Annotated in this window: 23 protein-coding genes and 1 tRNA gene; 8 read left to right on the top strand and 16 right to left on the bottom strand. The window is 54.1% G+C overall.

The genetic code is table 11. The annotated features are described in order from the left end of the window. Positions 1–19: 19 nt before the first annotated feature. Positions 20–427: a Cu(I)-responsive transcriptional regulator gene (cueR, locus tag B1H58_RS01635; RefSeq protein WP_085067672.1), complete on the top strand. Its 408-nt coding sequence runs from the start codon at positions 20–22 to the stop codon at positions 425–427. 35 nt (positions 428–462) lie between these two features. Here the strand turns inward: cueR and B1H58_RS01630 are convergent, their stop codons facing one another. The 5 genes from B1H58_RS01630 to tesA form a co-directional block, all read right to left on the bottom strand. Next, on the bottom strand, positions 463–927 hold the full coding sequence (locus B1H58_RS01630) for an NfeD family protein (protein WP_085067671.1): 465 nt from the start codon (positions 925–927) through the stop codon (positions 463–465). Further along, positions 927–1,844 (bottom strand): SPFH domain-containing protein, encoded by a 918-nt coding sequence (locus B1H58_RS01625; protein ID WP_085067670.1) that lies wholly within the window; start codon positions 1,842–1,844, stop codon positions 927–929. Before B1H58_RS01625 ends, B1H58_RS01630 begins: the two co-directional genes overlap by 1 nt. A gap of 55 nt (positions 1,845–1,899) precedes the next feature. Next, positions 1,900–2,757 (bottom strand): thioredoxin family protein, encoded by an 858-nt coding sequence (locus B1H58_RS01620; protein WP_085067669.1) that lies wholly within the window; start codon positions 2,755–2,757, stop codon positions 1,900–1,902. A gap of 80 nt (positions 2,758–2,837) precedes the next feature. After that, complete coding sequence (locus tag B1H58_RS01615) at positions 2,838–3,611, bottom strand: SDR family oxidoreductase (protein ID WP_085067668.1); 774 nt, start codon at positions 3,609–3,611, stop codon at positions 2,838–2,840. A gap of 31 nt (positions 3,612–3,642) precedes the next feature. After that, entirely contained in the window at positions 3,643–4,266 is a 624-nt protein-coding gene (tesA, locus tag B1H58_RS01610) for a multifunctional acyl-CoA thioesterase I/protease I/lysophospholipase L1 (RefSeq protein WP_237172441.1), read from the bottom strand. Between tesA and ybbA the strand changes: the two genes are divergently transcribed. Together ybbA and ybbP are read left to right on the top strand one after the other, a co-directional pair. Beyond that, on the top strand, positions 4,234–4,920 hold the full coding sequence (gene ybbA, locus B1H58_RS01605) for a putative ABC transporter ATP-binding protein YbbA (protein WP_085067667.1): 687 nt from the start codon (positions 4,234–4,236) through the stop codon (positions 4,918–4,920). The two genes, tesA and ybbA, sit on opposite strands and share 33 nt — an antisense overlap. Continuing rightward, positions 4,917–7,325: a putative ABC transporter permease subunit YbbP gene (ybbP, locus tag B1H58_RS01600; protein WP_085067666.1), complete on the top strand. Its 2,409-nt coding sequence runs from the start codon at positions 4,917–4,919 to the stop codon at positions 7,323–7,325. Before ybbA ends, ybbP begins: the two co-directional genes overlap by 4 nt. Positions 7,326–7,361: 36 nt before the next feature. On the opposite strand, the gene purK is transcribed toward ybbP, so the two are convergent. From purK to ppiB, 4 genes are all read right to left on the bottom strand, one after another. Next, a complete protein-coding gene (gene purK, locus B1H58_RS01595) occupies positions 7,362–8,429 on the bottom strand; it encodes a 5-(carboxyamino)imidazole ribonucleotide synthase (protein ID WP_085067665.1) in 1,068 nt (355 codons plus the stop codon). Beyond that, positions 8,426–8,935 carry a 5-(carboxyamino)imidazole ribonucleotide mutase gene (gene purE, locus B1H58_RS01590; RefSeq protein ID WP_085067664.1) on the bottom strand — a complete coding sequence of 170 codons (510 nt, stop codon included), beginning with the start codon at positions 8,933–8,935 and terminating at the stop codon, positions 8,426–8,428. The genes purK and purE overlap by 4 nt, the downstream gene beginning before the upstream one ends. Positions 8,936–9,080: 145 nt before the next feature. Beyond that, positions 9,081–9,797, bottom strand: coding sequence for a UDP-2,3-diacylglucosamine diphosphatase (gene lpxH / locus B1H58_RS01585; protein WP_085067663.1), 717 nt, complete (start codon positions 9,795–9,797; stop codon positions 9,081–9,083). Next, positions 9,797–10,291, bottom strand: coding sequence for a peptidylprolyl isomerase B (gene ppiB / locus B1H58_RS01580; RefSeq protein ID WP_085067662.1), 495 nt, complete (start codon positions 10,289–10,291; stop codon positions 9,797–9,799). The genes lpxH and ppiB overlap by 1 nt, the downstream gene beginning before the upstream one ends. Before the next feature lie 245 nt (positions 10,292–10,536). On the opposite strand from ppiB, the gene cysS reads away from it, so the two are divergent. The 3 genes from cysS to B1H58_RS01565 all read left to right on the top strand — a co-directional run bounded on the left by cysS (position 10,537) and on the right by B1H58_RS01565 (position 13,920). Then, on the top strand, positions 10,537–11,916 hold the full coding sequence (gene cysS / locus B1H58_RS01575; RefSeq protein ID WP_085067661.1) for a cysteine--tRNA ligase: 1,380 nt from the start codon (positions 10,537–10,539) through the stop codon (positions 11,914–11,916). A 161-nt stretch (positions 11,917–12,077) separates the two neighbouring features. After that, on the top strand, positions 12,078–12,836 hold the full coding sequence (locus B1H58_RS01570; protein WP_085067660.1) for a DeoR/GlpR family DNA-binding transcription regulator: 759 nt from the start codon (positions 12,078–12,080) through the stop codon (positions 12,834–12,836). Then, positions 12,829–13,920 carry an oxidoreductase gene (locus B1H58_RS01565; protein WP_085067659.1) on the top strand — a complete coding sequence of 364 codons (1,092 nt, stop codon included), beginning with the start codon at positions 12,829–12,831 and terminating at the stop codon, positions 13,918–13,920. Before B1H58_RS01570 ends, B1H58_RS01565 begins: the two co-directional genes overlap by 8 nt. 78 nt (positions 13,921–13,998) lie before the next feature. Here B1H58_RS01565 and ybcJ read toward each other — a convergent pair whose 3' ends face one another. Both ybcJ and folD read right to left on the bottom strand, forming a co-directional pair. After that, complete coding sequence (ybcJ, locus tag B1H58_RS01560; protein ID WP_085067658.1) at positions 13,999–14,211, bottom strand: ribosome-associated protein YbcJ; 213 nt, start codon at positions 14,209–14,211, stop codon at positions 13,999–14,001. Next, positions 14,211–15,077 carry a bifunctional methylenetetrahydrofolate dehydrogenase/methenyltetrahydrofolate cyclohydrolase FolD gene (gene folD / locus B1H58_RS01555; protein WP_085067657.1) on the bottom strand — a complete coding sequence of 289 codons (867 nt, stop codon included), beginning with the start codon at positions 15,075–15,077 and terminating at the stop codon, positions 14,211–14,213. Before folD ends, ybcJ begins: the two co-directional genes overlap by 1 nt. A gap of 181 nt (positions 15,078–15,258) precedes the next feature. Between folD and B1H58_RS01550 the strand changes: the two genes are divergently transcribed. Further along, positions 15,259–15,335 (top strand) — tRNA-Arg (locus B1H58_RS01550). A 15-nt stretch (positions 15,336–15,350) separates the two neighbouring features. Here the strand turns inward: B1H58_RS01550 and B1H58_RS01545 are convergent. Both B1H58_RS01545 and B1H58_RS01540 read right to left on the bottom strand, forming a co-directional pair. Further along, on the bottom strand, positions 15,351–16,514 hold the full coding sequence (locus tag B1H58_RS01545; RefSeq protein ID WP_085067656.1) for a tyrosine-type recombinase/integrase: 1,164 nt from the start codon (positions 16,512–16,514) through the stop codon (positions 15,351–15,353). 57 nt (positions 16,515–16,571) lie between these two features. Next, a protein-coding gene (locus B1H58_RS01540) for an IS3 family transposase (protein ID WP_157130132.1) occupies positions 16,572–17,740 on the bottom strand; the annotation gives its coding sequence in 2 pieces (ribosomal slippage) (positions 16,572–17,491 and positions 17,491–17,740; 1,170 coding nt in all). 173 nt (positions 17,741–17,913) lie between these two features. Here B1H58_RS01540 and B1H58_RS01530 point away from each other — a divergent pair. Beyond that, positions 17,914–18,585: a hypothetical protein gene (locus tag B1H58_RS01530; RefSeq protein ID WP_157130131.1), complete on the top strand. Its 672-nt coding sequence runs from the start codon at positions 17,914–17,916 to the stop codon at positions 18,583–18,585. Positions 18,586–18,622: 37 nt separating this feature from the next. On the opposite strand, the gene B1H58_RS01525 is transcribed toward B1H58_RS01530, so the two are convergent. Genes B1H58_RS01525 through B1H58_RS01515 form a run of 3 tightly spaced genes read right to left on the bottom strand, consistent with a single transcriptional unit; the run spans position 18,623 to position 21,740 of the window. Next, positions 18,623–20,449, bottom strand: a complete 1,827-nt coding sequence (locus tag B1H58_RS01525; RefSeq protein WP_085067654.1) for a hypothetical protein — start codon at positions 20,447–20,449, stop codon at positions 18,623–18,625. After that, on the bottom strand, positions 20,446–20,790 hold the full coding sequence (locus tag B1H58_RS01520; protein ID WP_085067653.1) for an EamA family transporter: 345 nt from the start codon (positions 20,788–20,790) through the stop codon (positions 20,446–20,448). Before B1H58_RS01520 ends, B1H58_RS01525 begins: the two co-directional genes overlap by 4 nt. After that, on the bottom strand, positions 20,787–21,740 hold the full coding sequence (locus B1H58_RS01515) for a glycosyltransferase family 2 protein (RefSeq protein WP_085067652.1): 954 nt from the start codon (positions 21,738–21,740) through the stop codon (positions 20,787–20,789). The genes B1H58_RS01520 and B1H58_RS01515 overlap by 4 nt, the downstream gene beginning before the upstream one ends. Between the last annotated feature and the right edge of the window lie 303 nt (positions 21,741–22,043).

Below are 22,043 nucleotides of genomic sequence, written 5' to 3'. Positions count from 1 at the left end.
TGGTCTGAAGGGGAACAGAATGAACATTAGCGATGTGGCTAAAAGAACCGGCTTAACCAGTAAGGCAATCCGCTTTTATGAAGAAAAAGGGCTGGTAACGCCGCCGTTGCGCAGCGAAAACGGCTACCGCAGCTATACGGCACGTCATCTGGACGAACTGACGCTGCTGCGACAGGCGCGGCAGGTAGGTTTTACGCTGGATGAGTGCCGTGAACTGGTGCATCTGTTTAATGACCCGGGGCGTCACAGCGCAGATGTCAAACAGCGCACCCTGCTGAAAGTTAAGGAAATTGAAGCGCATATCGATCAGCTTAAGGCAATGCGTGAGCGGCTGCTGGCGTTGGCGGAGGCGTGCCCCGGCGATGAGAGTGCAGATTGCCCGATTATTGATAACCTGACCGGCTGCTGTCATCGCAACGAAAAATAGCGGCCTGACCAGAGGCGGTTTATCGCTGCGAAAGGTCAGCGGCCTGGATTTTCAGCCGCCAGCGGCCGGATGCGTAAGGTAACGCCTTCCACGCAAATCACCACTACACGCGTGCCGGCGGGGAGATCGCTGTCAGCCTGCACGCGCCAGCTGCTGTCGCCAACGCGAACATGGCCCAGTCCGTTAACCAAAGCTTCATCTAATGTCAGATGTATGCCGGTCATCTGCATGCCACGCTGGTTAAGCAACATGCCGGGCTGTTTTTGGCGCAGCGCCAGCCAGCGATACCAGAGAAAGGCGGCGAGTAGCGTCAGCAGCGCGAACAGCACCCCCTGGGTTCCCCATGAAAAGGGCAGCAGCCAGCGGATGATGCCCACCGCCAGCGCAGCCAGACCGCTCCAGAGCAGATAGCCGCTGGTGCCCAGCATTTCCGCAATCAACAGCAGGCCGCCCAACGTCAACCAGAACCAGTGAGGATGATTAATGACGGCCGCCAACATTATTTATTACTCCGCGACTGCCTGCTTTCGTTCAGCAGCTCGCTGATCCCGGCAATGGAACCCATAATGCTGGTAGCATCTAACGGCATCAGCACCACTTTGCTGTTATCGGCAGAGCCAATTTTTTGCAGTGCATCGGTATATTTTTGTGCGACAAAGTAGTTCACTGCCTGGATATCTCCAGCGGCAATTGCTTCCGACACCATTTTTGTGGCGCGCGCTTCGGCTTCCGCAGCACGTTCACGCGCTTCCGCCTGCAGAAAAGCGGCCTGACGATCGCCTTCCGCTTTTAATATTTCCGACTGTTTTTCCCCTTCGGCGCGTAAAATCGCCGCCTGACGAATACCCTCTGCCGCCAGAATATCGGCGCGCTTGGTGCGCTCTGCTTTCATCTGGGCGTTCATGGCGGCGATCAGCTCCTGCGGCGGGCGCACATCGCGAATCTCTATACGTGTCACCTTGATGCCCCACGGGTTGGTTGCCTCATCCACAATATGCAACAGGCGGGTATTAATACTGTCACGCTGCGACAGCATCTCATCCAGCTCCATAGAGCCAAGGACGGTACGGATATTGGTCATGGTTAAATTAATGATCGCCTGGTCAAGATTGCTGACCTCATAGGCGGCGCGCGCCGGATCCACTACCTGAATAAAGCAGACGGCGTCAATGGTGACATTGGCGTTATCTTTGGAGATGACTTCCTGAGAAGGGACATCCAGCACCTGCTCCATCATATTAATCTTGCGACCAATACGATCCATAAAGGGTACTAAAAGATTTAAACCGGGCTGCAGCGTTTTGGTATAACGACCAAAGCGTTCCACGGTCCACTGGTAGCCTTGTGGCACAATTTTTATGCCTGACCAGACGATAATTAACGCAACGACAATAAGAACGGGGATCACAGCAAACATAAAACCTCCAGACTGTTTTATAACGGGCCAAACCCTGGCCCGTTGTCGGCAGAGATTAGTAGAGCAGGGAGTATAACAGGCGACGATATTTAGCCGCCAGCGCATCGCCGGTGCCGAGCGCCGCCAGGATCTCCTGCAGCATTTTACGCGTTTGACCGTCGGCGGCGTTGAGATCGGTTTTCAAAAAGCGGTAAAGCAGCTCCAGCGCCTCTTCGTTACGGCCAACCTGATGCAGCTGCAGCGCCAGTTTGCTTGCCAGCTCGGCATTCTGCGGCTCGTTTTCCAGCTGCTGCTGAAGCTGCTGGATTTCCGGAGTATCCGCCGCCTGCTTCAGCAGGTCGATCTGCGCCATCAGCCCCTGATAACGGGTATCCTGATCCTGCAGCGGAACCACTTTCAGCACGCCTTCCGCCTCATCGCTGCGGTTAAGCGAGATCAAGACTTCAGCCAGCAGAAAGCCGATTTCGCTGGATTGATTACTGAGCTGCCAGGCCTCTTTCAGCAGCGGCAGCGCGTCCAGCGGTTTCCCCTGCTGTACCAGCTCAAGCGCCTGCTGCGCCTTTAGCTCTTCTTCACGCGGCAGCACTTTCTGCAGCAGGGCGCGAATAGCCTCTTCCGGCTGCGGTCCCTGGAAGCCATCGACCGGCTGACCATTCTGGAACAGATAAACCGTAGGAATGGCGCGCAGGCCGAACTGGGAAGCAACCATCGGCTCATTATCACAGTCCAGCTTCGCCAGCACGAACTGCCCGGCATACTCCTGTGCCAGACGCTCCAGCACCGGCGTAAGCTGCTGGCAATGCTGGCTGCGTTCAGACCAGAAATAGAACAGCACTGGCAGCGTCATGGACTGTTCCAGCGTCTGCTGCAGGTTAGATTCGTTGATATTAATAATCGAAGCGTGTAATGACATGTAGGCGTCTCTTTGTCTGATGACTTTAGTACGATATTGGGGCGTTGCCTTCGGCTTCAAGCCAAATTTGCGCTGCCGCGTTAGTTGCCGCGTAAAATGCGATCCAGTATCCAGCCTGGCAGCAAGCGCCGCAGCCAACTCATCGCATGCGCGACCAGCGTCACAGGGTAGCGCAGGCGCGGATGGCGGCTTTCCAGCGCATGACGCAGCTTGGGCAGTATCGCCTCCGGTGGCAACGTAAAGCGTGCCGCAATACCGGGATTTTTAACCGGCTTTTCCCGTTGAGTCTGATTCACATTGTCAGTAAAGCGCGTACGGATAGGGCCTGGCTCTATCAGGCTGACGCGAACGCCGCTGCCGTGCAGCTCCATACGCAGGGCATCGGCCCAGGCCTCCAGCGCATATTTACTGGCGGCATAAGCGCCGCGTCCTGGCGTAGAGATCAAACCCATGACTGAACTGGTATTAATAATGCGCGCATCGCCGCTGGTGCGTAAAGCGGGCAACAGCAGCATCGTTAACTGGTGGGTGCCGAACAGATTGCTGGCAAATTGCTGCTCCAGCTGCTGACGCGACAGGGTTTCCAGCGGGCCATAAACGCCATAGCCAGCATTATTAAACAGCCCATACAGCTGACCGTCGGTCAAAGAGATAACCTGTTCCGCTGCCTGGATCACGCTCTGCGCATCGTTGAGATCGAGTTGAATTCCGGTAAACCCCAACGCATTCATGCGCGCCACATCTTCTGGCTTGCGACAGGCAGCCAGCACGCGATAGCCGCGCATCAAGAGATCGTTGGCCGCAACCAGCCCAATACCGCTGGAGCAGCCGGTGATTAATACGTTTTTTTGCATAACTTTACGTCCGTGGCTTCTGTGCCGTTTGTTACTCATGCTTAACTAGGGGAGCCAGTTCTTTGTCCATCAGTTCGGTAATAAAAGCCTGCGCATCCGGCGTGGGGTGAAGGCCGTCTGGCTGCATCCACTGTGATTTAAGGTAAACCTGCTCCATAAAGAAGGGCACCAGCGGAATATTGTGTTGTTGGGCCAGTTTGACATAAATGTTATTAAAAGCATCGTTATACCGACGACCATAGTTCGCCGGCAGACGGATCTGCATCAGTAAGGGTTTCGCATTGGCCGCCTGAATCGTCGTGATGATTTTATTTAAGTCCTGCTCGATATTTTGCGGTGGAAAACCGCGCAGACCATCATTAGCGCCCAGCTCGATCAATACCCAGCGAGGATGATGCTGTTGTAGCAGTGCAGGCAGACGCGCTAATCCTTGCGCAGCGGTATCGCCACTGATGCTGCCGTTGATCACCTCTGGCTGCTGCTGCCATTTTTTATCCAGCAGGGCTGGCCAGGCCTGACTGGCCGACATGCGGTAGCCCGCACTCAGGCTGTCGCCGAGAACCAACAGTGATTCTGCGGACGCCACACGCGTAAGTAACAGTAATAACAACAGGAAGGGATAATGCCAGCGGAAAACATTGTTGAAGTTCATCATCTTACTAAATCCGTCGGTGAAGGGGAGCATCAGCTGTTCATCCTTACCGGAGTTGACCTGGTTGTCAAACCGGGGCAGAGCATCGCCCTGATTGGGGAATCAGGATCGGGCAAGTCTACTCTGCTGGGCATTCTCGCCGGGCTGGATGATGGCAGTAGCGGAGAGGTCTGGCTGTGCGGCGAACCGCTGCAAAAAATGGACGAAGAGCAGCGCGCGCAGTTGCGGGCGCGTCATGTCGGCTTCGTATTTCAGTCTTTTATGCTGGTTCCCACCCTGAACGCACTGGAAAACGTACAGTTACCTGCGTTACTGCGCGGCGATCCTGAGCGACAAAGTCGCGATCAGGCGCAGGCGCTGTTAGAGCAGCTGGGACTGGGCAAGCGGCTGCATCATTTGCCGTCGCAGCTTTCCGGTGGCGAACAGCAGCGCGTGGCGCTGGCGCGCGCCTTTAATGGTCGTCCTGACGTGTTGTTTGCCGATGAGCCGACCGGTAATCTCGATCGGCAGACCGGCGATCGCATTGCCGATCTGCTGTTCTCAATGAACCGCGACAACGCCACTACGCTGATTCTTGTCACCCACGATGTGCAGTTGGCGGCGCGTTGTGATCGGCGGCTGCGCGTGCGTGATGGCAAGCTGTGGGAGGAAGCATGATCTGGCGCTGGTTCTGGCGCGAATGGCGCTCGCCTTCGTTGCTGATCGTCTGGCTGGCGCTCACCTTGTCTGTCGCCTGCGTACTGGCGTTGGGCACGCTGGGCGACCGCATGGAAAAAGGGCTGACGCAGCAAAGCCGCGAGTTTATGGCGGGCGACCGTACATTAAGCAGTGCGCATCCGGTGCCGCAGCCGTGGCTGGATCGGGCGCAGCAGCTGGGCCTGAACATTTCCGCCCAGCTTACCTTTATGACCATGACCTTTGCGGGCGAAGCGCCGCAGCTGGCGGCGGTAAAGGCGGTCGACCAGTCTTATCCAATGTTTGGCGAACTACGCACCGAACCACCGGGGCTGAAACCGCAGCCCGGCAGCGTGCTTCTGGCTCCACGGCTGATGACGCTGCTGGGCGTTAAACCGGGCGATGAACTGGACATCGGCGATACCCGGTTGCATATCGCCGGAACGGTTTTACAGGAGCCGGACGCGGGTTTTAATCCTTTTCAGACCGCGCCGCGTCTGCTTATGAACCTCGCCGACGTTGAAAAAACCGGCGCGGTGCAGCCGGGAAGCCGCCTGACCTGGCGCTATAAAGTGGCTGGCGCTGGAGAAGCGTTAAGCCGCTACGATCGCTGGATCACGCCGCAGTTAAAAAGCGATCAGCGCTGGCTGAGCGTGGAAAACTCAGAAGATGCGCTGGGGCGATCGATGCAGCGCGCGCAGCAGTTTTTACTGCTGTCTGCCCTGTTGACGCTGCTGCTGGCGGTGGCGGCGGTGGCGGTAGCGATGAGCCACTATTGCCGCAGCCGCTACGATTTGGTCGCGGTACTGAAAACGCTGGGCGCCGGACGCAGCGCCTTACGCAAACTGATTGTCGGCCAGTGGCTGGCGGTGCTGCTGCTGGCGGCGCTGGCCGGTAGCGTGCTGGGGATGGGCTTCGAGCGGCTGCTGTTAACGCTGCTGCGTCCGGTCCTCCCTGGCGAACTGCCTGCCGCCGGACTCTGGCCGTGGATCTGGGCGCTGGGCGCGCTGTTTACCATTTCCCTGCTGGTGGGTCTGCGTCCTTATCGGCTGCTGTTGGCGACGCAGCCGTTGCGTGTGCTGAGACAGGACGTCATCACCGCCGTCTGGCCGTTACGCTATTATCTGCCAATCATGGCGCTGGTGGTGATTGCGCTGCTGGTGCTGCTGGTGGGCAATAGCAAGCTGCTCTGGGCATTGCTGGGCGGGGTGGTATTGCTGGCGGCGCTGTTGGCGGGGTTGGGATGGGGAGCGCTCTGGCTGCTGAGCCGACTGACCGTACGTCGACTGGCGCTGCGCCTGGCAATAAATCGTCTGCTGCGCCAGCCGTGGGTAACTTTAAGTCAGCTGGCGGCCTTTTCGCTCTCTTTTATGCTGCTGGCCCTGCTGCTGGTGCTGCGCGGCGATCTGCTCGATCGTTGGCAGCAGCAGTTGCCTGCCGACAGCCCTAACTATTTCTTGCTGAATATCAGTCGTGAACAGGTAGCAGACGTGCAGCGTTTCCTGACGCAGCATCAGATTGAGCCCGGCACTTTTTATCCCGTTGCCCGTGTGCGTCTGACGGAAATTAATCAGCAGGCTGTGGATCCACGCCGTGACAACGCGCTAAACCGCGAGCTTAATCTGACATCGTTATCGCGCCGCCCGGAACACAACCCGATTGTCGCCGGACAGTGGCCGCCGCGCGCCGGAGAGGTATCGATGGAAGCGGAGCTGGCCGATCGTTTAGGCGTGAAGCTCGGCGATACCCTGACCTTTACCGGCGATACGCAGCAGTTTAGCGCTAAAATTAGCAGCCTGCGTAAAGTTGACTGGGAGAGCCTGCGGCCTAACTTTTTCTTTATTTTCCCGCCGGGAGCGCTGGATGAACAGCCGCAAACCTGGCTTACCAGCTTCCGTTATGATGGTGGTACCGGGACGCTGGCCCAGCTGAACCGTGCTTTTCCGACGCTCAGCCTGCTGGATATCGGGGCGATGATGCGCCAGATAGGGCAGGTACTAACGCAGGTGAGCCAGGCGCTGGAAATTATGGTGGTGCTGGTTACCGCCTGTGGCCTGCTGCTGCTGCTGGCTCAGGTGCAGGTAGGGATGCGGCAGCGACGACAAGAGCTGGTGGTTTATCGCACGCTGGGCGCCGGGAAAAAGCTGCTGCGTTCAACGCTGTGGTATGAGTTTACGCTGTTAGGCATTGTGGCGGGTGCGGCGGCGGCGCTGGGCGCTGAGGCGGCGTTATGGGGATTGCAGCGTAAGGTGTTCGATTTTCCCTGGGAGCCTGACTACCGGCTCTGGATTGCGCTGCCGTTAAGCGGGGCGCTGCTGCTTTCATTGTGCGGTGGCTGGTTGGGAGTCCGGTTGCTGCGCGGTAAAGCGCTGTTCCGCAGTTTCTGATGCTGGCGGTCCGCCGAAAACGGACCGCCATACCGCTTAGCGCAGCGTGGCCTGCGCCCATTCAATGCCGCTGGCATACTCCGGCGGCAGCATCGGCACCAGCGCCTGAAGCGCAGCTGCAAGGCGTTGCCCGTCGGGATCGCTCAGATTCAGGTGGCCTACTTTACGACCGGGCCGCACCTCTTTTTCATACCAGTGCAGATGCACCAGCGGCTCGCTGAGCCACTGCTGATTGAGCGCCGTGCCGATCAGGTTCACCATCACCGATGGCGTACTCACTACCGGCAGCGGCAGCGGCAGATCAAGAATCGCACGCAGATGCAGTTCAAACTGGCTGATGGACGCGCCGTTTTGTGTCCAGTGACCGCTGTTATGTACGCGTGGCGCCAGCTCGTTGATCAGCAGCCCTTGCGGCACCACAAAACATTCCATCGCCATGACGCCAACGTAGTTAAGCTCATGCATAATCGCGCTCAGCATCTGCTCCGCCTGCTGCTGCTGGGCAGGGACAGGCTGCGGCAAGGCAACACTGGTGCGCAGGATCCCATCCTGATGCAGGTTATGCGTCAGCGGATAAAACACCGTCCTGCCGTCATGTCCACGCGCCCCCACCAGCGAGACTTCGCCAGAAAAGTTGATGCCCTGCTCAACGATGCATTCGCCGTAGCAGTCCCCGGGCAGCGCATCGGTTTCTCCGGCGCGCAAACGCCACTGACCGCGGCCGTCATAGCCGCCGGTACGACGCTTAACAATCGCCAGTTCGCCCAGCTGCGCGAACACCTGCGGCCACTGTTCAGCAGAAGAGAGTAACTGCCAGGGTGCGGTTGCCAGCCCCAGCCGATCGAGCAGCTGCTTTTGCGTTAAACGGTCGGCAAGCAGCGGAAAAATATCGCGGTTCACAAAGGCTGAATGGCGCGCCAGTTCACGCGTCAGCGCCGTTTCTGGCCAGCGCTCAACTTCAGCGGTGACCACACTCTGCTGAATCGGCAACGCTTCCGGCTCAGCATCCAGACCGACCGGATAAACTGCGATACCCAGCGGTTCACCCGCCTGACGCAGCATTCTTCCCAACTGGCCATTTCCCAGTACGCAAACCGGCTTCATGCTTCCTCCCGCGGATCGGGGTTATTCAGCACCTCATCGGTCTGTGCCTGTCGCCAGGCGGCAAGACGGGTCGCTAACTCACGATCGTGCGTCGCCAGAATTTGCGTCGCCAGCAGTGCGGCATTGGCCGCGCCCGCTTTACCAATCGCCAGCGTACCAACCGGAATACCACGCGGCATCTGCACAATAGAATAGAGGCTATCAACGCCGCTCAGCGCCGCGCTCTGTACCGGTACACCCAGCACCGGCACCAGCGTTTTTGCCGCCAGCATGCCAGGCAGATGCGCCGCGCCGCCGGCACCGGCGATAATCACCTGAAAACCGTTATCCGCCGCGCTTTCGGCAAAGCTGAACAGCTTATCGGGCGTGCGATGCGCAGAAACGATTTCAACATGGAAAGGAACGTCCAGAACGGTAAGGATTTCCGCAGCGAACTGCATAGTGGCCCAGTCACTTTTTGAACCCATGACAATGGCGATGCGGGTCGGGGCGGCGTTAAGAGACATGCGGATGTGACTCCTGTGATTATCCAAAGGTCACCGGCGTGGTTTTCACGCGGTCGGGAAGGGCACAGAGAATAACATGACTCAATCGGAAGGAAAACGGTTGCGTAGCGGGTTTACCTGAGTAAAAGCGGCGTGCTTACCGCTTTTAAAAGGGGAAGTGGATCAGCGACAGGCCCTGCGGGGTAACTTCAATCATTGACCCTTCGCTGTGCCAGGCGCCCAGCACCAGACGTTCCGCTGGCTGGCCATTGACTGTCAGCGTATGTACCGCTGGACGATGCGTATGGCCGTGGATCAGCCACTGCACCTGATGGCGTGCCATGGTCTCCATCACCGCCTGAGGATTCACATCCATAATCTCAACCGATTTATGCTGATTAGCATCTTTACTGCTGTCGCGCATACGCAGCGCAATACGCTGACGCAGCCGCAGCGGCAGGGCGAGAAACAGCTTTTGCAGCCAGCGCTGATGCACTTTACGACGAAAACGCTGATAGCCTTCATCATCGGTACAGAGCGTATCGCCATGCATAATCAGCACCGGGCGGCCATACAGATTCAGTACCTGCTCTTCCGGCAGCAGCTGCATGCCACTGGCGCGGGCATAGCGTTTGCCCAGCAGGAAATCGCGATTGCCATGGATGAAGTAAACCGGCAGCGGCAGCGCCTGCAGCGCAGCGGCAATCTGCTGATGCAGTGGATTGGGATCGTCATCGCCGATCCAGGCCTCAAACAGATCGCCCAGAATGTACAACGCATCAGCATCTTGCGTTTCGCGCTGTAAAAAACGCAGAAAACCGGCAGTAATTGCCGGTTCTTGCTGACTCAGATGCAAATCTGCGATGAATAGCGTGCGTGACATTACTCGCTAACGGTGACTTTCTGAATGATCACGTCTTCTTTCGGTACGTCCTGATGCATGCCGCTGCGGCCGGTAGCCACACCTTTGATTTTATCAACCACGTCCATGCCATCTACCACTTCGGCGAACACGCAGTAACCCCAGCCCTGCAGGCTTTCGTCACGGAAGTTCAGGAAGTCGTTGTCTGCTACGTTGATAAAGAACTGCGCGGTAGCGGAGTGCGGTGCGGAAGTACGCGCCATCGCCAGCGTGCCGCGGGTGTTTTTCAGGCCGTTGTTGGCCTCGTTGCGGATTTCCGCTTTGGTGGCTTTCTGCTGCATGCCCGGCTCAAAGCCGCCGCCCTGGATCATAAAGCCATTGATCACACGGTGGAAAATGGTGTTGTCGTAAAAACCTTCACGACAGTAGTCCAGGAAGTTCTGCACGGTTGCAGGCGCTTTGTCATCAAACGTTTTGATCACGATATCGCCATGATTAGTCTGGAAAGTAACCATAATCTCATCCTGTAAAGGTTGGTGTTTTCAAGATACTGTACCCGCACGCTGAAGCAGGGTGCCGGGCCAGTTTTAACAGACGCCTCTTATAACATAATTCGCGCGCTGGCGTCAGTAAGCGCAATAGGCCTTTTCTGCCTGCCGCAAGTGCGCTGCGCGGTGTACTTTCTTGCATTGCGCGACGCTTACGTGAAAAATAGACCTTCTGGTTTCGTTTATCCGCACACGCTTATACGGAAAGTTCAATGCTTAAAATTTTTAATACCCTGACGCGACAAAAAGAGGAATTTAAACCGATTCATGCCGGAGAAGTGGGCATGTACGTGTGCGGCATTACCGTTTATGACCTCAGCCACATCGGCCATGGCCGTACTTTCGTGGCGTTCGATATTGTGGCGCGCTACCTACGCTACAGCGGCTATCAGCTGAAATATGTGCGCAATATCACCGATATTGATGACAAAATTATCAAGCGCGCCAATGAAAACCGGGAAACGGTAGAAGAGCTTACCAACCGCATGATCGCGGAAATGCATGCTGATTTCCGTGCGCTGAATATTCTGCCGCCCGATCTGGAACCGCGCGCCACGCGCCACATCAGCGAAATTATTGAGCTGGTGGAAAAGCTGATTGCTCGTGGTCATGCTTATGTCGCCAGCAATGGCGACGTAATGTTTGCCGTGGACAGCGATGCGGATTATGGCTGCCTTTCCCGTCAGGACCTGGAGCAGCTTCAGGCGGGCGCCCGTGTGGAAGTGGCGGATGTGAAACGCAATCCGATGGATTTCGTTTTATGGAAAATGTCGAAGGCGGACGAGCCAAGCTGGCCGTCACCGTGGGGCGCCGGACGTCCTGGCTGGCATATTGAGTGTTCAGCAATGAACTGCAAACAGCTGGGCGAGCATTTCGATATTCACGGCGGCGGATCTGACCTGATGTTCCCGCACCATGAAAATGAAATTGCGCAATCTACCTGTGCGCATGACGGCCCGTACGTTAATTACTGGATGCACTCCGGCATGGTGATGGTGGATCGCGAGAAGATGTCTAAATCTCTTGGCAACTTCTTTACCATTCGCGATGTGCTGCAGCACTTTGATGCGGAAACGGTGCGTTACTTCCTGATGTCCGGTCACTATCGTAGCCAGCTTAACTATGGCGAAGAGAATCTGAAACAGGCACGCGCGGCGCTGGAGCGCTTGTATACCGCGCTGCGCCACACCGATGCCAGCGCTGAGGCTGCAGGCGGAGAAGCATTCGTGGCCCGTTTCCGTGAGGCAATGGATGATGACTTCAATACGCCGGAAGCTTATTCGGTGCTGTTCGATCTGGCGCGTGAGGTCAACCGCCTGAAAGCGGAAGATATGACTGCCGCAAACGGGCTGGCCGCACGCCTGCGCGAGCTGGCGGGCGTGCTGGGCCTGCTGGGCCAGGATCCTGAGCTGTTCCTGCAGGGCGGGGCGCAGGATGACGATGTCGCGGAGATCGAAGCGCTGATCAAGATGCGTAACGATGCGCGCCAGGCCAAAGACTGGGCGCAGGCGGATATCGCGCGTGACAAGCTGAATGCGCTTGGCATTGTGCTGGAGGATGGGCCTCAGGGCACCACCTGGCGTCGTAAATAAACCTCTGTAAGGCCGGTACTCACTGGCCTTTTTTTTTGCCCTCTTTACTTCCTGGTAACGCTATCCTTTAGCGAGCCCTTTCTGATACGCTTGCTTTATCTTGCGGCGTTCTGCTGTTTTATGCTGTTTTCTGCTGTATATTGCTTTCATGGAGGATATTTATGCATAAAGCTGCACGGCAAAAAGCCTTATTAACGCTGCTCAGCGAGCAGGGACAATCCAGCGTGACGCAGCTTGCTCAGATATTGCAGGTATCGGTTGATACCGTGCGTCGCGATCTGAACGATCTGCAACAGCAGGGGCTGGCGCAGAAAAATCATGGCGGGGCGATTGCGCTGGATCTACCAGCCATGACGCGTCGGGCGCGCAGCGCGCTACTCAACACAACCAAACAGCAGCTGGGAGAAGCGGTTGCGGCGCAGATCCCGCCGGGCAGTACGCTGATGCTGGATGCAGGTAGCACGGTGCTGGCGGTAGCCGCCGCGCTGACCGTTCCGGCGCGGGTGGTTACCGCCTCGCTGGATATTGCCTGGGCGCTCAACGATCGCCCTGGCATTGAGCTTATTTTGCTGGGCGGGCAGTGGGACAATCAGCAACGCCTGTTCGCTGGTGCTGCCACGCTGGCGATGCTGCAGCGCTATCGTGCCGATATTGCCATACTGGGTGCCTGCGCGGTGCATCCCACGCTGGGGCTTAGCGCCAGCCATGAGGCGGACGCAGAAATCAAACGCGCCATGCTGGCGTTCAGCGCCCAGCGCTGGCTGGTAGCCGATCATTTAAAGCTGAATCGTTGCCAGCCTCATCGGGTCGCGGATTTAGCCGAGATACAACGCCTGTTTATCGATCGTCGCTGGGATGAGCTGCCTGCTTTATCCTCTACCGACATCTCTGTTATCGCTGAAGGAGAACAACATGAGTAACACCGCTACGCCTGCAAAGATGCTTAACGTTGTGCTGATTGGCTATGGTTTTGCCGGTAAAACCTTTCATGCACCGCTGCTCTCCGCTACGGCGGGCCTGAACTTGTATGCTATCGCCTCCAGCGATGCCGCCAAAGTCCATGCCGATTTTCCTGGCATGCGTGTGATCGCCGAGCCACAGCAGGCGATCACGCATCCCGATATCGATCTGGTGGTGATCGCCTCGCCGAATACCACGCACGCCCCGCTGGCGCGTCAGGCGCTGGAAGCGGGCAAGCATGTGGTGGTTGATAAACCCTTTACGCTGGATATGCAGGAAGCACGTGAGCTGATCGCGCTGGCGCAGGAGAAAGGGCTACTGCTGTCGGTATTCCACAATCGCCGCTGGGACAGCGACTATCTCGGCGTGCGTCAGGCAATAGAGCAGGGGCAGGTGGGACATGTGGTGCAGTTTGAATCGCATATTGATCGTTTCCGTCCGCAGGTTCGCGTGCGCTGGCGCGAGCAGAACGTGCCGGGCAGCGGCCTGTGGTTTGATATCGGTCCACATCTGATTGATCAGGCGCTTCAGCTGTTTGGCTTGCCAGAAAGCGTTCAGGGCAATATCGCCACGCTGCGTGATAATGCGGAAGTGAATGACTGGGCGCATGCGGTCTTAAATTATCCGTCGCATCGCGTGATCCTGCATTGCAGCATGCTGGTGGCCGGTGGTGTAGCGCGCTTTAGCGTACACGGCACCAAAGGCAGCCTGATTAAAGGACGGGCCGATCGCCAGGAAAGCCAGCTGCTGGCTGGGGTTACACCTGGCAGCGCAGGGTGGGGCGAGGATGATGAAGCGATGGTGCTGTATAGCGGCGAAGCGCAAACGCAGCTGCCTACGCCAGCGGGCGATCAGCGTCAGTATTATATTCAGATCGCCAATGCGCTGAACGGTGCGCAGCAGAATCCGGTACCGCCTGAGCAGGCGCTGGCAGTAATGGCAGTACTGGAGGCAGCGGTAAAAGCATCAGAAAGCGGTCAGGCCCAGTCGCCAGCGCTCAGCGCCGAAGAAAAGAGCGCACTGCGTTTTCCTCAGGTGCAGTAACGGTGCAATAATAAAAAAACAGCCGGCTTAGCCGGCTGTTTCGCATTCACATACGGTGCTCTTATCGCCTCAGCGGCTTCAGGCCGTTACCGTCACGCGCTGACCGCTGAATTCAACGGTTTGTCCCGCGACAATCTTACAGCGTTTACGGGTTTCAACCTGGCCATCCACGGTAACCAGCCCGTCGGCAATCAGGTTTTTGGCCACAGCGCCGCTCTCTACCCAGCCTTCAAGCTTCAGTAGATCGCATAAATCCACATGCGCATGTTTACCCAGGGAAAATGTCGCCATTATACGGCTCCTTTATCGTGATAGTCTTCGCACGCCTGCAGCGTATTTTGGATCAGCGTTGCCACCGTCATCGGTCCAACGCCGCCTGGCACCGGGGTAATCCAGGATGCACGTTCGGCAGCGCCTTCGAAATCGACATCGCCCACCACTTTGCCGCTTTCTAAACGGTTAATGCCCACATCAATCACAATGGCGCCCGGCTTAATCCATTCACCAGGAATAAAGCCTGGCTTACCGACGGCGACTACCAGTAGATCGGCGTATTGAATATGATGACGCAGATCTTTGGTAAAGCGATGCGTAACGGTGGTAGTGCAGCCTGCCAGCAGCAGTTCAAGGCTCATCGGACGTCCAACGATATTCGATGCGCCAACCACTACTGCGTTCAGGCCATTGGTTTCAATATTATAACGCTCCAGCAACGTGATAATGCCGCGCGGCGTGCAGGGGCGCAGCAGCGGGGCGCGCTGGCACAGGCGGCCTACATTATACGGATGAAAACCATCAACGTCTTTATCCGGGGCGATGCGTTCCAGCACCTTGACGTTATCAATGCCCGCAGGCAGCGGCAGCTGCACCAGAATACCGTCGATCTCGTGGTCATTATTCAGGGCGTCAATCAGCGCCAGCAGTTCAGTTTCGCTGGTGGTGACGGGCAGATCGTAAGAGCGAGAGATAAAACCGACTTCTTCGCAGGCGCGGCGCTTGCTGCCCACATAGATCCGGGAGGCGGGATCTTCTCCCACCAATACCACGGCCAGACCCGGCGCGCGTTTTCCGTCCGCCAGACGCTGTTTCACTTTTTCGGCAACCTCAAGGCGCACCTGCTGCGCAATCGTTTTACCGTCAATAATTTTTGCTGCCATCAGTGAAGAAATCCATCAGTTTGAGTGAATCGGGGAATGGGACATATTTTGTCAGAAGCACAGGCTGCTGTCAGTCCCTGAATCACGCTGGCTGGTTACAACTTCGGCGATGGGAACGGCACGGCTGCAAAAACGTTGACTCGTTGTCTTTGCGCCGTATAATTCGACGCAACGCATCAATGCGCCCTTAGCTCAGCTGGATAGAGCACCGGCCTTCTAAGCCGTAGGTCACAGGTTCGAATCCTGTAGGGCGTGCCATTAAATATCAATTAGTTACGCAATTCGCAAACCTACCTGATTTCCTCCTTGTGTCGTATTTGTGTCGTTGTCACCTAAAAGTGAGTCAATTTTGCGCGCATGCTCCGTTAAATGGTTAGGGGCGAGGTGAGCATATCGACGCACCATTTCTATGCTTTCCCATCCACCCATTTCCTGCAGCGCCGACAATGGAACTCCTGACTGAATGAGCCAGCTTGCCCAGGTGTGTCGCAAGTCGTGAAACCGGAAGTCCTCAATGCCTGCCCGCTTGAGTCCGATCCGCCACGCTGTGTTATCATCACACCGCATCTTCCTGACCGCCGGGGTCTTGGTACCGTCAGGCCGGGTTGCCTCTTTGGTGTGAACAAATACCCATCGTGAATGTTTCCCGATTTGCTCCTTTAACACCCTGCATGCCGTATCATTCAGAGCCACGCCAATAGCCTTGCCCGCTTTGGCGTTCTCGGGATTTATCCACGCCACCTTCCTTTGCATATCGACCTGCGTCCATTCAAGGTCGAGGATGTTGCTGCGCCGTAGCCCGGTAGCCAGTGCAAAAGTCACTACTGGTTTCATGCTTTCCGGCATGCACTCAATCAGCCGGTTTGCTTCTTCCCGGGTCAGCCACCGAATGCGCTTGCTGACAGGCTTCTTGGTTTTGATAACCGGTGCCGTCTTTATCCATCCCCATTCATTTGCTGCTGCCCGAAGAAGCGATCGCATGAAAGAAAGATAATGGCTCTTTGTGCCTGCGCTGACTGCCTTGTCCTTATATGGCGGAACGGGCTTGTTATCCCTGATGGCCGCATCCCGCTGAATCTCCCATTTCCGACGATGATTGCGGTTTACCATCCTTCCCACAATCTTCTGCACTTCCTCGCCGGTAATGGTTGATATATCGCGCCCGGCAAAGTGACCAAGGAAGAACTCTATCTTCACTTTGTCATCGTCCAGGCTGCGTTTATGCTCCTTTTCATCAAGCCAGCGCATGCAGGCTTCTTCAAATGAGCGCGCCGGTAAGTCGCCCAACTCTTCGACGCGCCATGCTTCAGCCTTCAGCCGGTCATGCAGCTCCTGCGCTTGCTTCTTGTCCGCTGTCCCAAGCGATCGCCTAACCCTTTTGCCATTTGGGGTAAAGAAATGACAGTGCCATACACCGCCTCTGAGGGTGATTGACATGATGGTCCTCCTGTTGTGCCATCACCCATGCTCGCCGGGCGATTCTGGGTGTAGTGGTCAACAAAAACTGGCCACCGCTTTAGAGTTTTTCCAGTATCGACTTTCCGATTCGTTTGGTGGTAATCCACTGTTATATTCATGCGGCCTGAGCGTGCTGTAGTAACCCACGATGTAATCTGTGATCGCATGAGAGGCTTCACTGAAGTTCATGTATCCCATCACGGGAACCCATTCATTTTTCAGGCTCCGGAAGAACCGCTCCATTGGGCTGTTATCCCAGCAATTTCCCCGCCGACTCATGCTCTGCTTTATCCTGCAACGCCACAGTAACTGCCTGAACTGCCGGCTTGTGTAGTGGCTACCCTGATCGCTATGGAACATCACTCCGCCTGGCTTTCCCCGACGCTCCCAGGCCATTTCCAGCGCTTTCATAGTGAGTTTGCTGTCCGGTGAGAATGACATTGCCCAGCCCACGGGTTTTCTGGCGAACAGGTCGAGAACAACAGCAAGATATGCCCAACGTTTTCCTGTCCAGATATAAGTCACGTCGCCGCACCATACCTGGTTGGGCTCGATGACCGCGAACTGACGATCAAGGTGGTTCGGTATAGCGATGTGTTCCTGTCCACCGCGCTTATACCGGTGTGTTGGCTGCTGGCAGCTTACAAGTCCCAGCTCTTTCATGAGTTTGCCAGCAAGCCAGCGCCCCATACGGAAGCCTTTAAGTGTTGCCATAGTGGCAATGCTTCTTGCGCCCGCTGAGCCATGACTGATGCTGTGTAACTCCTGCACCTGGCTACGCAACGCTGTCCGCCTGATATCCGGTTCATCAGGACGACTTTTCCAGTATTTGTAGCTGCTACGGTGAACCCCAAACACATGGCACAGTATCGCCACGGGATAACGCGCTCTGAGCTTCCCGATTAACGAGAACTGTTCAGGGAGTCTGACATCAAGAGCGCGGTAGCCTTTTTTAATATGTCATTTTCCATTTCAATACGTTGAAGTTTTTTCTTCAGCTCACGAATTTCAATTTGTTCCGGCGTTATCGGCGAGGCTTTTGGCGTTTTGCCCTGACGTTCATCACGCAACTGTTTAACCCAGCGCGTCATGGTAGAAAGCCCTATATCCATCGCTTCAGCCGCTTCAGCAACGGTGTAATTCTGATCGACGACAAGCTGGGCTGATTCGCGTTTGAACTCTGCACTGAAATTTCTTTTTTTCATTGGGGCACCTGTATTGTTCTGAGGCGAGCATATCACCTCTGTTCAGGTGGCCAAATTCAGTGTGCCACTACATGCTCATGACTGTAGGCACGCGAGCGGGCGGCGGAGAAGGAAGTCCAACAAATAACAATTTCATTAGTTTATATATGGAAGGGATGGCTCGCGGACTCAGTATGACTTGGGGGGATGGGAATCAGTTTTTAGGTGGGTCATGCGAGGCAAATAGCGAGTACGGCACCAACATCAGTTCAAACTGCCGTTTCAACACCTTCATAGGTATGGGGAATGAAAACCTGAACGCATCTACAGGAGATTTTGTAGATAGAGGAAGGTATTCCAAATTCCTGAACTGCTATTCAAGCCAGAGATTTGTAGCTCAAGGATTTAACGGGCTGATCGATGGCGGTTACTTTGAATTGATAGAGGTGCAGTCGGTTGCGATAGGATACGAAGTTAAAAATGCTGCGGTTAATAACTGGAACACGGGGGCAGGTGGATTCACTGATGCTGGCTCAGGCACAAGGAAGCGGAGTATTTATGATATCGATGCATCCATTTTTATTAATACCACTGACGTTAGAACTGCAGCTACTATGAGCCTCACCTCTGTCACTGGCGGAACGCGTGGAACTTGGCTTAATGATACGAGGCTTCCTTGCACAGTGTATATACAAGGCACTGCTTCAATCACACAGGCTACGGTATCTCGCGGGGCTGACGCGGTTAATATACCTACATCGCCTGTACAGGCCGTCAGGCTAGAGGCCGGTGACACATTAACCCTGACTTGGTCATCTAGCGGACCTGGACCTTCAGTGTCCAGAAGGACTCACACTGAAGGTTAAACTAAAGGCCCCGTCAGGGGCCTTTAGTTGTGTTTTTCTATTTAACCTCAGTTAAACGCAACATCCCATCTTTATCATAATCAGCTTTGTATATAGCAAGCTCGTCCTTTCTCTCCCCATCTTTAAAGTGAGAAGAAAATAAATCCCAGAACTGCTGATCCGCTTTGTAAATTGCAAGATACTTGTAACCCTTCATGACTTCCGAAAGGGTCTTGTCGCAGGTCCATACATCGCTGTCATAGTATTTTTTACCTAAAGTCCAGCACCAGTTATTTGCCTTAAACGGCTGCATTTCATAGGTGAAAGCTAGCTTTTCAAGGCCTTTGGTGTTTTGGGCGATGAAGTAAACTGAATCGCCTGGCTTGAGTTTCTTCCAGATCATGTCAGACAAGCGCGAAACATCCTTCCTGAGGACTGCTTTTTTCTGTTCTGGGCGAATCTTCTGAAGGTCCAACCGGTAATATCCAGTAACGCCATACACTGGAAGAGCAACAGCCAAGATGGCAACTAGCGAGTATGCGCTCCTGAAAACTCTCCAGCTCAGATCGACAATCTTGTATAGCAAAAAAGATGCCCAAGCTATCAAGAAGGTGCCAGCATATCTTTCAAAGGAAGCAAGCCTTTTAGACTCGAACTCTGAAAAGTACGCAATATAGCAGTATACAAGGAACGCTATATAAGCTGCGCACATCAATGGCAGGATTGCTGCTATAGCCGTTTCCTGAAGCCTGCGCCCTTTACTCATAATTGAGATAGGTGCAATCAGTGCTACCCCAATCATGAAAATGGTTAAAGGACGGAAGTGAAAAGTAGCATAACTAAAATAGAGCGGGTTTAAGATACGCGTATTAAGCTCGGCAAGGGTCACCGATATCTTGTTCTGCATAGCAGCAGATGCCCAATTTATTGGACCCGAAGCGCTAAAAGCTGGAGTTACATCAACACTGCTTAGATATAAAGACCATGATTTAAAAGATACCAGCAGAACAGCAAGATATAACGCTGATAGTTTAAAAGCATTTGCAAGCCTGCTCTTAAAGCCGTCACCTTTTCCTAGCGCAATATGGACGAAAGCGCATGCTATCGCGAACAATCCAAATACCAATCCGATCTGCTTAATCAATGGCAGAATGAAAATAATCAATGGTAACAGGTATTTTCTGTCATTATCTTGTGCAGAAACCGCCACGCAGAGCGCAGACAGAAAAACAACACCCAAGAGCTGATCTACAAGTACATGCCCTATGTCATACTTGAAAAAGTATATGAATGTTGATGATGCTGCAAATGCTATGGCGGCCAGTAATGCGTCTTTTCTTATGACCGTGGCTGAAGCAAACAACATTGCCGAATATATGTAAACATTATGAGCCTTGAGTACAGCCGATTCGCTCCATCCTGCCGGATATACAAATAGATATTGAGCAAGCTGCTGGACCGGTGGGTAAGCCTTAAATGTATTAGACAATGACGAACCACCATCGTAGATAGCGTTAGTCACAGTCATTATTTTTATACTCGCACCCCAAAAAGAAAATTCATCCCAATCTGTGAATAAATAATCGCTTTTAACTGCAAGAAATGAAAATACAAAAGGTGCTACACTGACCAACGTCGCAAGAATGCCATTCCATGTCACAGGAATAACAGGCTTTTCTTTGTAAATCGCATAAGCACCAAGGACGAATCCAAGCGAAACCGCCAAGCCCCAGCCTTGTTCAAGGAAACCAAGTATTCCACTAGCATACAAAACGCAAGTGCAAATGCTAAGAGCAATGAACGGGGCTTGCTGCCACTTAAGCTTAGCAACAAATACCAGGTAGAGAAAATATCCAAAAACTGACACCAAAGCCCAATACATCATGACGCAGACCTTAATGTTATGATGATGCCAACCATGATTAAAGCGACACCCAGAAAGTATGAAAGGTTAAACTTCTCCCCAAGTAAGAAATGACTACCTACTGGAACAAGCACAAACGCAAGTGCCATAAAAGGATATGCTTTGCCGAGCTCTATCTTCTGAAGAACCCATATCCATGCCAGTGTTGTAACGCCATACAAAGCAAGGGCAGGCACCAGAATTACAAGCGTGTCAAATGAGAATAAGCTTCCGCTCTTGCTTAATGCAGAAGATGACAACTTAAATAGTATCTGGCCTACAGCTATACCAATGACGCAGGCTATAGTAATAAGGTAAATCATTTTTTATACCTGTTATGAAATGTTCTTCTCGGGGTGTTAGCTATGTCGTGGCCGAAGAATGCTAATATCAACTGTAACCCAATAATAACCGGCAAGGCCGCGAGCATGACCGTACCTGATGTGTTTGGGATGTCGGTTCTGATAGCATCAGCCCAGTTTACTGCTCCAACAACAACGCCAAATATGAACATTAAAATCCCAAGGGGCAGTTCTATTGAGGCGATTGACATGTCTCGCAGATAGTAGTTATAAAAAACGCGTTTGAAGAAGTTTCTTCCATGCTTGTACAGAAAGTCGCCGATTATTTTTGAAATCTTAAGGTTACTTTCTTCATCCTCATACTTGGCGTCCATCGGCACATCAACCACAACGGCTCTCAGAGTGTTCAGCCTAAATAATATGTCAGACTCAAAAAAATATCGCGTTGATATCTTACTCAGAGGGAGATGCTTAATCGCGTCTGTATGAATTGCCGTGTACCCATTAGTTGGATCAAAGATATCCCAATATCCTGATGAGAATTTCGTCATGAACGACAACACAGCGTTACCAAAAATCCTGATCTTCGGCATGGCGCTAATATTGTCCAGATTGAAAAATCGGTTCCCTTTTGTGTAATCAGCTTCTCCGGCTATGATAGGCGCCGTGAAGTCTGGTATCAGAGCCGGCTCCATCTGGTCATCGCCATCAATCTTGACAACGATGTCTACGCCGTCATTGACCGCTGCCTTGTATCCTGTCATCACCGCACCGCCAACCCCCTGGTTAACCTCATGCTTGATAACTGATACCCTTTCGTCAGTGTTATGCTCTAAAACAAAATCACCAGTTCCTTCCGGGCAGCAATCGTCTATCACGTAGATTTTTTGAACCGTTGAGCCAATCTTTCCTATCACATTCAGTATGTGTTTTTTCACCTTGTACGAAGGGATTACCACTGCAACTCTCATTTTGTTTCCTTTCAATGGAATCGATAGCGTTTTCGGATTGTAACATCTTGACCAGAACTGATCACTCTGTCGCCAGGTCGGTGCGGGTCAGCCCTGGGACATGGATGGGGCAAAAAATTAGCGCAAAACAACTCAAAACCTCGGAAGGGGTCGATTCTTCTTGCGCTTGGTAGAGGTGAGACAAATTTGGGACATGCAGGGCTTTGTGACCTTTGCCAAAGCTTTGCATGCACTGTGTCGCGTTGTGTCGTAATTGTGGCGTCGCTCTATGCTGGAAGATTACCGTGGACCGCGATTAACGAC

This window comes from Pantoea alhagi, assembly GCF_002101395.1.
In the GTDB taxonomy this organism is placed as follows: Bacteria; Pseudomonadota; Gammaproteobacteria; order Enterobacterales; family Enterobacteriaceae; genus Mixta; species Mixta alhagi.
Note: the sequence above shows the minus strand (reverse complement) of the source record. Positions and strands in the feature narration are given on the sequence as shown.

Bases quoted from the DNA above. Each gene is read 5' to 3' on its own strand.
- cueR (WP_085067672.1), top strand. From the start codon at position 20: ATGAACATTAGCGATGTGGCTAAAAGAACCGGCTTAACCAGTAAGGCA.
- B1H58_RS01630 (WP_085067671.1), bottom strand. From the start codon at position 927: ATGTTGGCGGCCGTCATTAATCATCCTCACTGGTTCTGGTTGACGTTG.
- B1H58_RS01625 (WP_085067670.1), bottom strand. From the start codon at position 1,844: ATGTTTGCTGTGATCCCCGTTCTTATTGTCGTTGCGTTAATTATCGTC.
- B1H58_RS01620 (WP_085067669.1), bottom strand. From the start codon at position 2,757: ATGTCATTACACGCTTCGATTATTAATATCAACGAATCTAACCTGCAG.
- B1H58_RS01615 (WP_085067668.1), bottom strand. From the start codon at position 3,611: ATGCAAAAAAACGTATTAATCACCGGCTGCTCCAGCGGTATTGGGCTG.
- ybbA (WP_085067667.1), top strand. From the start codon at position 4,234: ATGCCAGCGGAAAACATTGTTGAAGTTCATCATCTTACTAAATCCGTC.
- tesA (WP_237172441.1), bottom strand. From the start codon at position 4,266: ATGATGAACTTCAACAATGTTTTCCGCTGGCATTATCCCTTCCTGTTG.
- ybbP (WP_085067666.1), top strand. From the start codon at position 4,917: ATGATCTGGCGCTGGTTCTGGCGCGAATGGCGCTCGCCTTCGTTGCTG.
- purK (WP_085067665.1), bottom strand. From the start codon at position 8,429: ATGAAGCCGGTTTGCGTACTGGGAAATGGCCAGTTGGGAAGAATGCTG.
- purE (WP_085067664.1), bottom strand. From the start codon at position 8,935: ATGTCTCTTAACGCCGCCCCGACCCGCATCGCCATTGTCATGGGTTCA.
- lpxH (WP_085067663.1), bottom strand. From the start codon at position 9,797: ATGTCACGCACGCTATTCATCGCAGATTTGCATCTGAGTCAGCAAGAA.
- ppiB (WP_085067662.1), bottom strand. From the start codon at position 10,291: ATGGTTACTTTCCAGACTAATCATGGCGATATCGTGATCAAAACGTTT.
- cysS (WP_085067661.1), top strand. From the start codon at position 10,537: ATGCTTAAAATTTTTAATACCCTGACGCGACAAAAAGAGGAATTTAAA.
- B1H58_RS01570 (WP_085067660.1), top strand. From the start codon at position 12,078: ATGCATAAAGCTGCACGGCAAAAAGCCTTATTAACGCTGCTCAGCGAG.
- B1H58_RS01565 (WP_085067659.1), top strand. From the start codon at position 12,829: ATGAGTAACACCGCTACGCCTGCAAAGATGCTTAACGTTGTGCTGATT.
- ybcJ (WP_085067658.1), bottom strand. From the start codon at position 14,211: ATGGCGACATTTTCCCTGGGTAAACATGCGCATGTGGATTTATGCGAT.
- folD (WP_085067657.1), bottom strand. From the start codon at position 15,077: ATGGCAGCAAAAATTATTGACGGTAAAACGATTGCGCAGCAGGTGCGC.
- B1H58_RS01545 (WP_085067656.1), bottom strand. From the start codon at position 16,514: ATGTCAATCACCCTCAGAGGCGGTGTATGGCACTGTCATTTCTTTACC.
- B1H58_RS01530 (WP_157130131.1), top strand. From the start codon at position 17,914: ATGACTTGGGGGGATGGGAATCAGTTTTTAGGTGGGTCATGCGAGGCA.
- B1H58_RS01525 (WP_085067654.1), bottom strand. From the start codon at position 20,449: ATGATGTATTGGGCTTTGGTGTCAGTTTTTGGATATTTTCTCTACCTG.
- B1H58_RS01520 (WP_085067653.1), bottom strand. From the start codon at position 20,790: ATGATTTACCTTATTACTATAGCCTGCGTCATTGGTATAGCTGTAGGC.
- B1H58_RS01515 (WP_085067652.1), bottom strand. From the start codon at position 21,740: ATGAGAGTTGCAGTGGTAATCCCTTCGTACAAGGTGAAAAAACACATA.